This window comes from Chryseobacterium sp. SG20098, from assembly GCF_031844745.1.
GTDB lineage: Bacteria > Bacteroidota > Bacteroidia > Flavobacteriales > Weeksellaceae > Chryseobacterium > Chryseobacterium cucumeris.
Genome location: NZ_CP134622.1, coordinates 4653935 through 4667471 on the forward strand (window position 1 = coordinate 4653935; position 13537 = coordinate 4667471).

The 13537-nt window shown below is 38.0% G+C and carries 13 protein-coding genes; 11 read left to right on the forward strand and 2 right to left on the reverse strand.

Annotation, left to right across the window (positions count from 1 at the left end; genetic code table 11):
• The first annotated feature begins 24 nt into the window (after nucleotides 1-24).
• The 9 genes from RHP76_RS21380 (at nucleotide 25) to RHP76_RS21420 (ending at nucleotide 8542) form a co-directional block, all read left to right on the forward strand.
• A complete protein-coding gene (locus tag RHP76_RS21380; RefSeq protein ID WP_311229010.1) occupies nucleotides 25-1410 on the forward strand; it encodes a RagB/SusD family nutrient uptake outer membrane protein in 1386 nt (461 codons plus the stop codon).
• The gene (locus RHP76_RS21385) at nucleotides 1397-3937 is read left to right on the forward strand and encodes an alpha/beta hydrolase family protein (RefSeq protein ID WP_311228314.1); all 2541 of its coding nucleotides are present in this window, start codon (nucleotides 1397-1399) and stop codon (nucleotides 3935-3937) included. The genes RHP76_RS21380 and RHP76_RS21385 overlap by 14 nt, the downstream gene beginning before the upstream one ends.
• Before the next feature lie 86 nt (nucleotides 3938-4023).
• Complete coding sequence (locus RHP76_RS21390; RefSeq protein ID WP_311229011.1) at nucleotides 4024-4470, forward strand: hypothetical protein; 447 nt, start codon at nucleotides 4024-4026, stop codon at nucleotides 4468-4470.
• A gap of 6 nt (nucleotides 4471-4476) precedes the next feature.
• Nucleotides 4477-5031, forward strand: coding sequence for a PRTRC system protein E (locus RHP76_RS21395; protein ID WP_311229012.1), 555 nt, complete (start codon nucleotides 4477-4479; stop codon nucleotides 5029-5031).
• A 196-nt stretch (nucleotides 5032-5227) separates the two neighbouring features.
• On the forward strand, nucleotides 5228-5446 hold the full coding sequence (locus tag RHP76_RS21400) for a PRTRC system protein C (RefSeq protein ID WP_069214556.1): 219 nt from the start codon (nucleotides 5228-5230) through the stop codon (nucleotides 5444-5446).
• Nucleotides 5447-5521: 75 nt separating this feature from the next.
• Nucleotides 5522-6646 carry a hypothetical protein gene (locus tag RHP76_RS21405; protein ID WP_311229013.1) on the forward strand — a complete coding sequence of 375 codons (1125 nt, stop codon included), beginning with the start codon at nucleotides 5522-5524 and terminating at the stop codon, nucleotides 6644-6646.
• Between the two features lie 45 nt (nucleotides 6647-6691).
• On the forward strand, nucleotides 6692-7408 hold the full coding sequence (locus RHP76_RS21410; RefSeq protein ID WP_311229014.1) for a PRTRC system protein B: 717 nt from the start codon (nucleotides 6692-6694) through the stop codon (nucleotides 7406-7408).
• Nucleotides 7405-8208, forward strand: coding sequence for a PRTRC system ThiF family protein (locus RHP76_RS21415; RefSeq protein ID WP_311229015.1), 804 nt, complete (start codon nucleotides 7405-7407; stop codon nucleotides 8206-8208). The genes RHP76_RS21410 and RHP76_RS21415 overlap by 4 nt, the downstream gene beginning before the upstream one ends.
• A 64-nt stretch (nucleotides 8209-8272) precedes the next feature.
• Nucleotides 8273-8542, forward strand: a complete 270-nt coding sequence (locus RHP76_RS21420) for a hypothetical protein (protein ID WP_311229016.1) — start codon at nucleotides 8273-8275, stop codon at nucleotides 8540-8542.
• Nucleotides 8543-8934: 392 nt separating this feature from the next.
• On the opposite strand, the gene RHP76_RS21425 is transcribed toward RHP76_RS21420, so the two are convergent.
• Together RHP76_RS21425 and RHP76_RS21430 are read right to left on the reverse strand one after the other, a co-directional pair.
• Nucleotides 8935-9408 (reverse strand): PH domain-containing protein, encoded by a 474-nt coding sequence (locus tag RHP76_RS21425; protein ID WP_311229017.1) that lies wholly within the window; start codon nucleotides 9406-9408, stop codon nucleotides 8935-8937.
• Between the two features lie 291 nt (nucleotides 9409-9699).
• Nucleotides 9700-10692 carry a PDDEXK nuclease domain-containing protein gene (locus RHP76_RS21430; protein WP_311229018.1) on the reverse strand — a complete coding sequence of 331 codons (993 nt, stop codon included), beginning with the start codon at nucleotides 10690-10692 and terminating at the stop codon, nucleotides 9700-9702.
• A 1192-nt stretch (nucleotides 10693-11884) separates the two neighbouring features.
• On the opposite strand from RHP76_RS21430, the gene RHP76_RS21435 reads away from it, so the two are divergent.
• The gene (locus RHP76_RS21435) at nucleotides 11885-12235 is read left to right on the forward strand and encodes a hypothetical protein (protein ID WP_311229019.1); all 351 of its coding nucleotides are present in this window, start codon (nucleotides 11885-11887) and stop codon (nucleotides 12233-12235) included.
• Between the two features lie 22 nt (nucleotides 12236-12257).
• A complete protein-coding gene (locus tag RHP76_RS21440) occupies nucleotides 12258-13514 on the forward strand; it encodes a phage tail-like protein (protein ID WP_311229020.1) in 1257 nt (418 codons plus the stop codon).
• The last annotated feature ends 23 nt before the right edge of the window (nucleotides 13515-13537 follow it).

A 13537-nucleotide genomic window follows, 5' to 3' on the forward strand; every position in this document is an offset into this window, starting at 1 on the left:
AATAACTCCTAGCAACTAACAACAATGAAAAATATTATAAACTCTATCATAGCGCTTCTTTTGATGCTTTATGCCGCTTTAAGCGCAGTATCATGTGAGAAATTCATAGAAGCAGATTTTCCGAACAACCAGCTGGCCACAGAGCAGGTATTTGAAGATGAGAAAACCGCAGATGCTGCGCTCACGGGACTGTACTCAGGACTATGGACCGGTTCAGTGATCAGTGGCACGACAGACGGTTCCGGTGCTTTACTGGGAAATTATACCGATGATATTATCTGTGTTTTCACCACTGCCGGAAACGGAATCCTGGATATCTACCATAACCAGCCACTGGCAACCAATGCTACCGTGAGCCAGGTATGGACGACGGCTTATCAGCAGGTGTATATGGCCAACAGCATCATAGAAGGCGTAGAAAAATCCAAAAGCCTTTCTTTAGCAGCAAAACACAGGATAAAAGGCGAAGCCATGCTGATCCGCAGTCTTATTTACCATTACCTGTACCAGATGTATGGTGAGATTCCCTACACTACTATGACAGATTATGTGTATAACTCAACCTTAAGCAGAATGCCTAAGACTGAATTCCTGTCAAGGCTGGAAACCGATATTTCGGAAGCGGTGAACCTTCTGCCTTCAGCATACCGAAATGCAGAAAGAATTTATGTGAACAAAGCAGCAGGCTTGGTTTTACAGGCCAAAATGAAAATGATGCTGGGAAAATGGCAGGAAACAGAAGCTTTATGCCAAACGGTCATCCAGAATACTGACTATGTTTTTCAAAATGACCTTTCCAAAGTATTTCAGAAAGCAGGAAAGCATATTATCTGGCAGCTGAAACCTAAGAACAATACTGACCCGACAAGCGAAGCTGTACTTTATAATTTTGTGGGCGCACCTACCTCATTTATTTTGAATCCGGATCTTATAGGTTCTTTTTCAGCCATCGATCTTCGAAGGCAAAACTATTTTACCCCTGTCGTATTTGGTTCGCAGACCAATTATAAGCAGACTAAATACAAAGTAACAACCACTACTAACATGACAGAGTATTCCGTCATTTATAGACTGGAGGACGTGTACCTGATGCTGGCAGAAGCTTTAACCATGCAGAGCAAAACAGCCCAGGCGGTTCCTTTGATCAATCAGACAAGACAAAGGGCAGGATTAGCACCGCTTGGTACTGCCATTTCACAGACTCAGGCGATGGAAGAAATTAAAAATGAAAGAAGAAAAGAATTTTTTGCAGAACACGGAAGCCGGTTTATTGACCTTAAAAGATGGGGACAATTGGACCTTTTACAAACGGTAAAGCCTAACTGGAAAACAACCAATCAATATTTGCCGTTGCCGCAGAAAGAAATGCTTTTGAATAGTCACTTAACACCACAAAATGATGGATATTAAGGCGTCACATATTGATTATATCACTTTCAAATCTTTCCTAAGGCGAAATTTCTCTGTAGTAGTATGGATATTATGGATATTTCTTCTCTTTATTATACCACAAAACCTTTCAGCCCAGCGGTATGAGCATCTGGAAAAGCTGGTTAAGGATACCGAAGAAATGAAATTTCCCGAGGCTTCTGATAACGGTAAATGGCTGGCATGGTATATATTCTCTGCTGACAGGACAAAGAATATGATACTGCAAAGCACAGGGGAGAAGGGTTATAGATTGGAAAGAAAAAATATTGATTTTATCATGTTTGTGGGGAACGATCTCGCGATACAAGAAAAAGTTACATTGGAGTATCTTAATCCCGAAACCGGAAAATCCCGTTTTTTTCAACACGTAAAAAAGTTTATCTACAATAAACAGCAGCATACCTTTATGGTGCTGTATACTGAAAAAGATGGAAGCAGGCTGGAAGTTTATGATACTGATCTTAGCTTTCGACAAAGTATTTCCGGTATTCAGCATATCTATTCTGAAGGGGATGAGACCATTGCCAGGAGAAAGACAGGTGATCTGAATGAAGCATTAATTTTAAAGAATGGAGTTTTTGAAACGATCTTTTCGACCCATGATGAGCTGAGCAATATTTTACCTTCAGGAATGAAACAGAAAGGCTTTGTGATTCAGACCCGAAAGAAAGGCAAGACCAACCTCTATTATGTTTCTCAGGATAAAAAACAATATGTGTTTGACGGAAGCAGGTACGCTGACTATGATCAGATGATGCTGAATCCTTCGCGTTCTGACAATAGTGTTGTTCTTAAGTTAGGAAAGAGAATCCCGCCTGCAAAAGGAATGGTTGATATCTGGTACGGAACGGACTTCGAACTTAAGAAACATGCAAAGGCGGTAACCGAATACATCCAGTTGGACTGGGACCCGGTAAGCGGGAGACAGGTTCTGATAACCCGTCCCGGATATTTCGGGGAGACTGCTATCGGGAATTCACGCTACCTGATGTATGAAACCGATAAGCAGCAGGTGGATAAAATGGATAAAGCAGGAGGAAATAGCTTTGACAGGCTGTATCTCTGGAATGCGGTAACCGATACCTATACCCTGATTACGGACCTGCAGAAACGGATGGTAATCTCACCATCCGGTCAGTACCTGTTAATTCAGAAGGAAAAAAACTGGCAGCTGTGCAATACGCTAACCCTGGTGATGGAAGATGTAAAGGTTTCTGCGGCCATGGTTCCTTATTTTACCTCCGAGAAAGAGGTTGTGTGGGTAGGAGGAAACAGGATTACTGAATATAATCTGGCTACTCAGAAAATGAAAGAAGTATTTATCGCAGGCGAAGAATCTGAAGTTGAGCTGGTGGATTTTACAAGAGCCAGTACGGAATTAGGATACGGTAGAGACTTCAGAACCGTAGATATCAAAAAGAGCTTGCTGTTAAAAATCACTGATCCGAAGACCAGTCATATCACTTATGCCGGTTTAAGAAACAGGCAACTGCAAATCATCCAAAAGCCTACCCCTAATGAGATCACGGCATTTAAAAAGCTGAATCAGGGTGAAAATTATTACTGGATTGAGGAAAGCTATAATAAACGGCCAAGGCTTGTAGTAAAGAAAGAGAAAGAAAATCCAAAAGTTCTTTATGTTTCAGATCAGAAGAATCAGAAATTTGAACAGGCAGAGCTTATTAAAATTTCCTACAAAGGCTCGGATGGAAAAACCATAAGCGGAGCTTTGTATATGCCGATGAATTATGACCGCTCAAAAAAATACCCCGTTGTTATCCATGTGTATGAGAAGCAGGATTATATGACCAAAAGATTCCTGCGACCTTCCTTCTCGAATCCCACAGGGCTGAATATCCCGCTGTTGATGGAGGAGGGCTTCGCCGTACTGCTTGCTGATATCTCGCAATCTGATAAAGGAGCAGGAATTTCATCACTGGAAAGCATTAATAATACCTTAGACGAATTACAAAAGATTAGGAATGTAGATATGACAAAGATTGGACTCATGGGGCAATCTTTTGGCGGGTATGAAACTAACTTTATTGCGGGTCATTCAAACCGTTTTGCAGCCTATGTCTCAGGATCAGCAGTTTCTGATGTGGTACGGACTTATTATGCGTACAATTATCATTTTAATGCTCCCGACTATTACAGGTATGAAGGACGCCAATATTGGTTTAAAGCTACACTGGCAGAAAATCCTGAAAAATATATCAAAAATAATCCGATAATGTTTGTTCAGAATGTCAGTGCGCCGATGCTGTTGTGGACAGGGACTGATGATGGAAACGTAAGTCCTGAAGGGACCAAATCGATGTTTATTGCCTTAAGAAAATACCGGAAACCGGTTATTGCCTTGTTTTATGATAAAGAAGGTCACAGTCTGAGTAAGGCAGAAGCACAGAAAGACCTGACCCTGAAAATTCTGGATTGGTTTAATTATCATTTAAAGGATGAAAGAAATATCCCCTGGATACAGAAATACATAAAGGGTGCTCAATAAAGTGCACCCTTCTTTTAGTAGTTAGTAATAGCTAACAGTTAAGGAATTCTGAATAATTCTGTTTCGCAACTGGATTCATACAGGTCATGGACACCAGAAGCGTCACTTACTGTACAGACAATACCAACAGCGAATGGGATTACTGTGACTTCGCCATCATTTCTCTTTCAGAGGACTGGAAAAAAGAACAGCAGAAACGGATTGAAAATATTAAACCTTTTTCTGATGATTACATGCTTCTTTCGATGATGTATAGTGATGCATCCATTACATTTTATAAGGATGATAATGAGATATGCCTCGATTCCACAGATTTATTAGAGGATAGAATATGGTCTTTTGTGGAACTGGACGAAGAAACACTGGAAAAGCTATCCGTACCTGAAAACAGATTGACTTCCCATACACTCCATGTATTTAAAAGTGGCTATGCCCTGTGCCAGACTTACGGTAAGCATACAGGTGAAGATTTCTGGACAGAAGATTTTCCCTTAGAAGAACTTATAAAAAATGACACCAACCTTACAAATTAACAAATTATGCAAACCAATTTTTTCAATTTGATAGCCAAAATGGATATTAACAGTAAGCTGATTCTAACCATTACCAAAGCCAACGAAAGTCAAATAGTGGCTTCCATATTAGTACAAAATGATGGATGTGGAGATAAAGCAAAAAATATGATTCCTCCTCTTAACCTTAAAGGAACGGCAGACGAGCTTGATGCCGGATTTTTTGAACACATTAAAGCCCCATTACAAACCGCTTCGGGACTGATGGTTGGTATGGAAAGCTTTATGAAACAGCTTGAAGAAGCCAAAAAGCAATCCGCAATGGAAAAAGAAAAATCCGATAAGGAGAAAAAAGAAAAGGAAGCCAAAGAAAAAAAATGCAAAGATGCTTTTCAAAAAGCCGAAGAACTCGAAAAAGAAGGCAACTACAAAGGGGCATGGTCAGCACTTCCAAAGGCTTCGGAATATCCCGACTATGCAGATATTATCCGCAAAAAGCAGGATGAATATGAAAGGCACTTTACACATAACCTTTTCAGTGAGGAAAAAACGCCTACCACAGTCATTAATCCACAGCCATGATTAGAGAAACCTATATAGCAACTTTACAACATGATAAAGGTAGAATAAGACTTCAAATAAATTCTATGAGTGGAAAACAGGGAGCCATACAACAGATAATGGCAATAGAAAATTGCCCACTGTCAGCAATCATCGGACTAAAGATGAAGGGTAGGAAAATAGTAAAAAAATAGGTCAAATCAGAAAATCAACAATTATGTTACTTGCAACCCAATTAGAAAGAGTTTTTATCCTGAAAGATAATGGACAGGAAATCCGATTAACAGACCCTGAACCCAAATGGAGTGTAGAAGCCGTGATGAATTTTTACGCCAATACATATCCCATCCTAACAACTGCAAAAGTTTCTGCACCACAAATCAGGAATGACACGGTAGAATACCGTTTTGAAAGTGTAATGGGAACGAAAGGCTGATACATTATTATGGTTGGATTTTTAGTAATCTGCTTTAAATCCGACCACTATTTACGAAATATCAATCACTAAATTATGATGAATGCAACGAAAAATCATATCGGGAAAAATACAGCTTCCCGAAGAGAAAAAACAAAAGCAACTGCACAAACAGTTGGGAGAGTTCGCCCATTGGATGCAAAGACCAAAGGATGCGAACGAAATACAGAAAGACAAAATGAAGGCAGTACCGATAGCCATGCTACCCATGCTTTTTTAAATTGTTCGTTCCTGCCCAAACTAAAAGACACACCATCCGTACAGGCTTGGGAGGAAACAGACCAAATGGAAAGGAATTTTTATCAGTCCCTTTCCCAATTGGCTGAACATTACGGAATCACACCTGCACATTCAAAACACTTAGGTTTTCCTTACAATATTGCTTTTGCTTTAGAGAATATCAAAAAGCAGTTAAAAATTAAAGTTAAGAATTGGGAGAAAATCCGTTTGGTACAGGATAACAAGAAAACGTACTTGTTAAGTGAAGAAGGATATAATACAGGAGCAACATTATATTACATTCCAATCGTTCCACCGTACCGATTATCTAAAAATCCCAATTATAAACAGGCTACACAGCTTTTGCAATCCGTTTGCTCATACTTTTATCACATTGCAGATGTCCCTTATTACAGACAACAGGACAGCTACCTGTGCTGGATGTACGAAATGATTTCGGACTGGCTCATTAATGATGAAACCGAAGATACTCCCGAATATGTACGTGAAATAAAACAAAGTGAATGGATTGGTGACTATATGGAACAAAAAATATACAATCCACTGAGTTTAACCTTATTTAAAGAGAGGATCAACCGTTTTGAAAATAGAGATTCATTTGAAACCGATTGTCTCCTTTTAGCCTGTGATACCCTTGCTCTTTACGAAATGTTTCCTGATGCTACTATTTACCGAAATATTCAGAGGAAGGAAAGAAATACAAATAATGACGACTACGATTATCATGAAAGAACCATCACAATGGAAAAATATGTTTCATTCTGTGCAGATGATAAAGGGGGATTATTTCAGACATTATTTGATTCCGTTAATGCCGAATTTCAGGAAAGTATAGAAATAGAAGAACCATCGAAGAAAGATTTGACGGAACAAATATCAGCAATAATAACCTTGATTTTGAAAACTGCATTTTTCCCCTGATTGAACGATTAATTGACCTATTAAACAGCATTTAAATATAACATCATGAAAGATATAACCGATCACTTCGGAACACTGTATCATCCGGTTGCAGCTCTGGTCATTTATCAGGCTAACGAAGATGATAATGGGGACACCTATGTGGAGCATTTCGATATGGATAAAAACGGAAATCCCATTAATGCTCATCCTTTGAGCGAAAGGGAAGCTAAAATATTGGCAAAATCCCTTAACACGGGAAAAGAAAAAAGCAAAGCATTTCTGAAACCTGAAAGTATCCTGCCCACCAATGTCCTATATATTAATCCAACTGAAAAAGGCTCGGTAATATGGTACACCAAAGCCAGAAAAACAACACTCTTTTTCACAGAATCACTTGGAATTCCCAATGGTACAGCAAATGTTCCTGCTATGCTGTGGGTGGCATCAAAGCAAAATCTTACCGTATTTGCTCTCACATCTGACAAAAGACCCATAGAAAAAACAATTTTATACCATGCTCCCTTTTTTAATGTGTATGACAGCGGAAGTGTCTGCATGGGAACAGTCAATGTTGATATTAAAAATTCAGCATCGGTTGAAGAATTTATTCGCGCTTGGGAACACTATTTTTTTAACAGTAAGTTCAGCCATTTAAACAATCATAACCCTACCAAAGGCAACTGTGTAAATATGTGGAAAGAGCTGATAAATACAGATAAAAGCTTTCCAAAAGAAATATTAAAAAAGACCAATAAAATCCTTAAAAATATACTGCCATGACAAGTGAAAAAACAAAAGTTCATTTTACAGACAATTACCTGATTAATCCTACCAATCCTGTAACCATTAATCTAATTGGTGCAGGAGGAACAGGCTCAAAAGTATTGACGGCATTAATGGAAATGAATCACAGCCTGATTCAATTGGGACATGCAGGACTACAAGTGCGGTTGTGGGATGATGATCTCATTACTGATGCTAATTTAGGGAGACAGCGTTTTGCAGAATCAGAAATAGGGTTATACAAGTCCGTTGCCTTAATTAATCGTGCTAACCGCTGGATGGGGACAAACTGGAAAGCAGAAACACAGAAATTTAAAAAGAGTGAATCAGAAAAATTTTCTGAAAATATTCTTTCAAATATTTATATTTCCTGTGTTGACCGTGTGAGTGCAAGATTTGAAATTGCTGATATATTGAAAAGACTGAATAACGGCAGGTATTATGCTGACCGTCCTTTGTATTGGTTAGATTATGGCAATAATCAACATACAGCACAGGCAATGTTAGCTACCATAGGAACGATCAAACAACCCAATTCCGAGAAATATGAAACAGTGGATCATTTACCTTTTATCACCGATGAGTTCGGGAATTTGCTAAAGCAATCAGAAAACACTGATGATACACCTAGCTGTTCACTGGCAGAAGCATTGGAAAAGCAGGATTTGTTTATCAATTCAACATTGGCACAGATGGGAAGCTCTCTATTGTGGGGATTATTCAGAAACGGATTAACGGAAAACAGGGGATTTTTCCTGAATTTGAAAAATTTTCATTCACAGCCGATCAGACTGTAAAAACAGTTTCTGATTTTATAGTAAGCAACTAATTTTCATCATAAAACATCTAAAATATTCAACTATGGGAACCTACACAATTATCTATTTGAAAAAGGCTGAAATGGCAGAAGAAGTCAATATACTTCTGAAAGAAAAATATAATCTAACATACGAACGTTACAACGGAGTAGATTACGGGATTTTCTACTCGCAGGAAATGTTTGATGAAGATCTTAGGTTTATGAATGAAGATCAGGAAGGCAGGGCTAACCTTCCACATTATCAGCGTCCGATTACGAGGGAAACTTATTATTCGCTCCTATTCGGACCTAAAAATTGTTTGGAGATATAGGAACAGCCTGTATTAAGATCTCCTGTATATCCGAAAAGGATATAGAAACAATCAAAGCTCTGCAAAAATTTTCCACAACACCCGAATTTAGCAAGTATATACATTTCAGAAAATCAAAAAACCTTGAGAGATTACTCAGACAGGATTTGTAACATATATTTGTAAAATCTGTTTTGAAGCAATCGGAATTATTCCGGGTGCTTTTTTTATTCATCAGTCAAATCAAAATTCGGCGGCAAAAATGCATTTCCTCCCGTTGGTCGGAAACGCATTTTTGCGGAAAGTGGTGCAACCCCATTTCTAAAACATTGCCGCATTTAAGCAGAGTATGTTTTTGAAAAAGGTTGCGAGATTGATTTATAGCAATTAATTTCAAATTAATAAGTTATTTTTTAATCGGACCGTTTTTGAGAATGAAGCAAAACATTCCTTAGCTCCATCGGATTTGCAATGAAATATGAGTGAGTCATTCCCCCAGTAGTAACAACCAATGTTCCGAAATTTAATGTTTTACCTAAAAAGCTTTGGTGTAATTGCATTCCTTCAAGCTTATTTAACGGAAGATCGGAAAGTGTTTTTCCTAATATCCCCGTGGTAAACGAAAGATGATTATCCGTAACGTAGATTTTGGTATTCTTATTCCGAATTACAGCGATGATCCCTTTGATAAAAAGAAAAATAAGAAACAGGGAAATAATGCCGATAAATCCCAACATAAATTTGTATCCAAGCAATAGAAAATAGAGAACTCCCACAGAACCGATTACTATAAAGAAAGCAGGAATAACATTGGAGATCCAATGGATTTGGGCTTCATAATTCATAGATTCGGATGAAGTTTTGAAATCAGTAAGAAAGTTTTTCATGGTCAAGCTTTTCTTAAAAAGAAGATTATCCCAATTTAGTGAAAAATAATGAAAAAACTAACTAAAAATATCCCTAAAATTTAATTAAGGAAAATCATATGACAAAAAAAGCACTTCCTCCTTTTAGTCGGAAACGCATTTTTGCGAAAAGCGGAGCAAACCCATTTAAAAACAATCAGAGCTGTTGCCTTGTGTTTTTAAAAGAGGTTGCGGGTTTTAATTTAATGTTTTTTTGCTAATCTTTGAAGAAGCTGATACAGAATTTATAATGTTTTTCAAAATGTTAATGTATTAATCAATATTATCCAGTTCAAGCTTTACCCTATCTGCCTCAATCAGTTGTTTTAGCTCATTTTCATCGGGCAGGTATGTTCTATATTTACTTGCAAAAAGCTTTTTATTTTCGGACAACACTGAATACTTTACAACCGTTTCATCTTTTTCTGTACACAGAATGATCCCGATGGTAGGATTATCATCAGCATTCTTTTTCAGGTCATTGTACATTCTTACATACATATCCATCTGGCCAATAGCTTCATGGGTAAGTTTATGAGTTTTCAAATCTACCAGAATAAAGCACTTAAGATAATAATTATAAAATACAAGATCGATAAAAAAGTCGGAAGTATCCGTTACAATATGCTGCTGTCTTGCTACAAAAGCAAACCCTTTTCCAAGCTCCATTAAAAATTGCTGGAGATGGGAAATAAGAGCCGATTCTATTTGGGTTTCTGTCTGAGAGCTATCCGACGGAAGCCCTAAAAATTCAAAAATATAAGGGTCTTTAATAAAGTGTGAAGTTTCTTTACTGTCACTTTCCGGAAATTTCAGCAATCTTCCCAAGTATTGACTATCGATGTTTCGTTGCAGCGTCCGTGTATTCCAGTTTCCTTCAATGGAATGGAGCATATATTGTAATCTGTGTTCAGGATTTTCAATCCGGCTGATAATCCTGTAATGCGTCCAGCTCAATTCGGTACGCACTGCGTTCCAAATTGGAAATGAACTGAAGAAAGCTCTCATATTGTTGAGATTCCTTTCATTAAATCCTTTTCCAAATTCCAGAGTCAGCTGATCGGCGAGATTTTTAAGTATAGATTTTCCATATTGGGCACGGCTTTGCCCATTTTGTTCATCTTCAATAATCAGCTTACCAATTTCCCAGTACATTTTTAATACTATTGAATTAGTATTTCTGTAAACCGCCGATTTTGCATCAATAATAATTTGTGCAATCGAATTGTATAAGGTCTTATTGTAATTTTGAGGTCTTTCTGCCATGTTCCAAAGATACAAAACTTGATTTCTCAGTTCCCGATTAATTAATGGATTCTTTTGAATTTTATAAAAATATTTTTTTGAAGTAGTTTACAATAGTGCAAGCACTGCTTGCACAAATCATATGATATCATTCCTTGCCTGAGTAAAATAGTAACAGGCTAAAGCTGACCCTGCGTAAATTTTACCCACCTTATTGTATCGCTTGTGCAAAATAGTATCAGGTACATGTCTGATCATAAATAATTACAGGCAAAAATTGGAACCTGCGTAAAAATTACCCATGTTTTCTTTTAACCTGCGTGAATTTTACCCACCTTATTGTATCGCCTGCGCAAAATAGTATCAGGTATATGTCTGATCTTAAATAATTACAGGCAAAAATTGGAACCTGCGTAAAAATTACCCATGTTTTTTCCTAACCTGAGTAACTTTTATCCACCTTATTATAAGACCTGCATAAAAAAGTATCAGGTACATTCTGATCTTGAATATTAATTGTCAAAGCTGCAACCTGCGTAAAAATTACCCATGTTTTATTCTAACCTGTGTAAATTTTGCCCACCCCTATTACAGAACCTGTGTAAAAATGTATCAGGTTATATTATTACCCTGAGTGAAATGGATACAGGTTAGTGTATTCTCCGTACTTCAATGTTTTACAATATCTTTTCTTTCAAGAGCAAAAATGTTCAAATGGAATCAAGGTGCTGGTTATTAATATTTTATGTTTTGGTGAAAAAGCTTTTCAAAGTTCTGAAAAAGTGGGCGACTTTACAGAGGCAAGATGTGTCTTTGTACGTACAAACTTTTCAAGTTGTACCTACAAAGACGATCTTGCCTTTTTTTGCAAAAAGGAGAAAAAACGTCGGAACTTGTTTTTTTTATTTCGGGGAGAATTATGAGCAATATTCCAGATTAGCCCAATATATTCTTTTTTAATCTCCACATATTCCAGATGATTCCAGCATGTTCTTATTTAGCCCACGTCAGATGAATACTATTGTTTTCACGATTTTTATGCCCCAATTTTGCAAAAGAAATTTTAATCGGAAAGCAAAATGAAAACACAGATTTATTTTTCTGTTATTTATCAAAGAGACAATATCAACCCTTACTTACCGAGAAGCTCAGAGCTATTTAAATCGGAAAGCTTCACTGAGTTATTACTTTAGGAAAAATTAAAAATAGAAAAATGGAAAAGGAGGTAAGGATTTACATACGAATCCAAAAATCCAGAAAAGACAACTGGAAGAAAATCTGCTCAGAAAAGCAAATCTCCTTGTCCAGCCTAATTATCCATTCGGTAGAAAACAGGATTCTGGATGATGAGAGGCGGAAAGTTTTGAATTTCATTGAGGTGCAGGACAACATTTTTGTCAAGATAGAAACGAACATCAATCAGCTGGCCCGGCATGTCAATACAATGAAAGCCATAACCCCTTCGGAAGTAGGCTATTTCAACAGGCAGCTGAATCAGATTATTGAATTAAAAAAAGAACAGAATAGCATTTTTAAAAAGATTTATTCAATGATCGGAAAATAAAACAAACAGCAAATTTAATAATATGCAGAAATTAATATATAATCTCGCAGGATTATCTTTCATTCTTGCAGCGACCGGAAATATTCAGGGTCAGGTCGGTGTCAATACCACCAGCCCCGCAGCAACCCTTGATGTTATCGGTAATACGGATAAAAGCAAAGCATTGGATGGCATTATTGCTCCAAGAGTGAAAGGAAGCGAGTTGGCTACCTATACGTATACAAATTTGCAAAAAGGAGCATTGGTCTATGTAACCGAAGCAGCACCGGTACTTTCCGGTCAGGTTGTCCATATCACAACCCCTAATACCTATTATTACTTCGATGGTTCGGCGTGGGAGCCGCTTTATGGGAGCTTATATGATGTGGTCGAAAGAGGAAACTTTGCCCCGAGATATATTTCGTTTACGGGAAGCTCCATCACAAAGCAAGGTACAACAGATGCTGCCTTAGGAATGAATCCGCAGACCTATTCGATGTATTTTGGAAATATGAACCAGATGCACACGGGAACGTATAATCTTTCTTACGGATACGGAGCCCTGCAGAAGCTCTCCACTGCTTCAGGGAATGTCGCCTTTGGAAGCTACAGTTTGAATGGAGTGACAACAGGAGCATACAATACCTTTATCGGCCATATTTCAGGATATGATCTTTCCAATGCCGGAAAAATTATTACGGGAAATGTGAACGTAGGACTTGGAAATGCAACTCTGGCAAAACTGACTTCCGGATATAAGAATATAGCAATAGGCCAGTCGGCCCTGAACAGTTTGAATACCGGCAGCTATAATACCATTATAGGTCAGTCTTCGGGGCAGTTTATTACGACGGAAAGCAAAAATGTGATGCTCGGGGCGCAGGCCGGAGGCTATATCCGGGGAGAAAACAATGTATTTATCGGAACAGGAGCCGGGCACAGCAATACGGTAAATACTGTAGAAACAGTAAATAACAGGCTGGTCATACACAGCAATGCAAGCCTGGTTCCTTCCGAAGCTATCGGAACAGAGAACGTCGTTGATCTGAGCGCTTCCTGGACCAATGGTTTGATCATCGGTGACTTTGCTGAGCGATGGCTCAAGATCAATGGGACACTGAATCTCAATCCTACCTATCATATGGTACCGCAATCAGACACTTCTCATACCCTGAAAGTCGTTGCAAGACCGGATGGCAAACTTGGATTAATTAACGATAATGTAGCGGCCTTCATATCCATTCTCGAGACAGCAACCCCCGCACAAAAAATACAGATCAAACAAATTTTAGGCATATAAAATAAGAGGAACAAACCTTAAAG

Coding starts and splice junctions, on each gene's coding strand:
- RHP76_RS21410 (WP_311229014.1), top strand. CDS start 6,692: ATGAAAGATATAACCGATCACTTCGGAACACTGTATCATCCGGTTGCA.
- RHP76_RS21415 (WP_311229015.1), top strand. CDS start 7,405: ATGACAAGTGAAAAAACAAAAGTTCATTTTACAGACAATTACCTGATT.
- RHP76_RS21420 (WP_311229016.1), top strand. CDS start 8,273: ATGGGAACCTACACAATTATCTATTTGAAAAAGGCTGAAATGGCAGAA.
- RHP76_RS21435 (WP_311229019.1), top strand. CDS start 11,885: ATGGAAAAGGAGGTAAGGATTTACATACGAATCCAAAAATCCAGAAAA.
- RHP76_RS21390 (WP_311229011.1), top strand. CDS start 4,024: ATGGACACCAGAAGCGTCACTTACTGTACAGACAATACCAACAGCGAA.
- RHP76_RS21405 (WP_311229013.1), top strand. CDS start 5,522: ATGATGAATGCAACGAAAAATCATATCGGGAAAAATACAGCTTCCCGA.
- RHP76_RS21380 (WP_311229010.1), top strand. CDS start 25: ATGAAAAATATTATAAACTCTATCATAGCGCTTCTTTTGATGCTTTAT.
- RHP76_RS21400 (WP_069214556.1), top strand. CDS start 5,228: ATGTTACTTGCAACCCAATTAGAAAGAGTTTTTATCCTGAAAGATAAT.
- RHP76_RS21395 (WP_311229012.1), top strand. CDS start 4,477: ATGCAAACCAATTTTTTCAATTTGATAGCCAAAATGGATATTAACAGT.
- RHP76_RS21425 (WP_311229017.1), bottom strand. CDS start 9,408: ATGAAAAACTTTCTTACTGATTTCAAAACTTCATCCGAATCTATGAAT.
- RHP76_RS21440 (WP_311229020.1), top strand. CDS start 12,258: ATGCAGAAATTAATATATAATCTCGCAGGATTATCTTTCATTCTTGCA.
- RHP76_RS21385 (WP_311228314.1), top strand. CDS start 1,397: ATGATGGATATTAAGGCGTCACATATTGATTATATCACTTTCAAATCT.
- RHP76_RS21430 (WP_311229018.1), bottom strand. CDS start 10,692: ATGGCAGAAAGACCTCAAAATTACAATAAGACCTTATACAATTCGATT.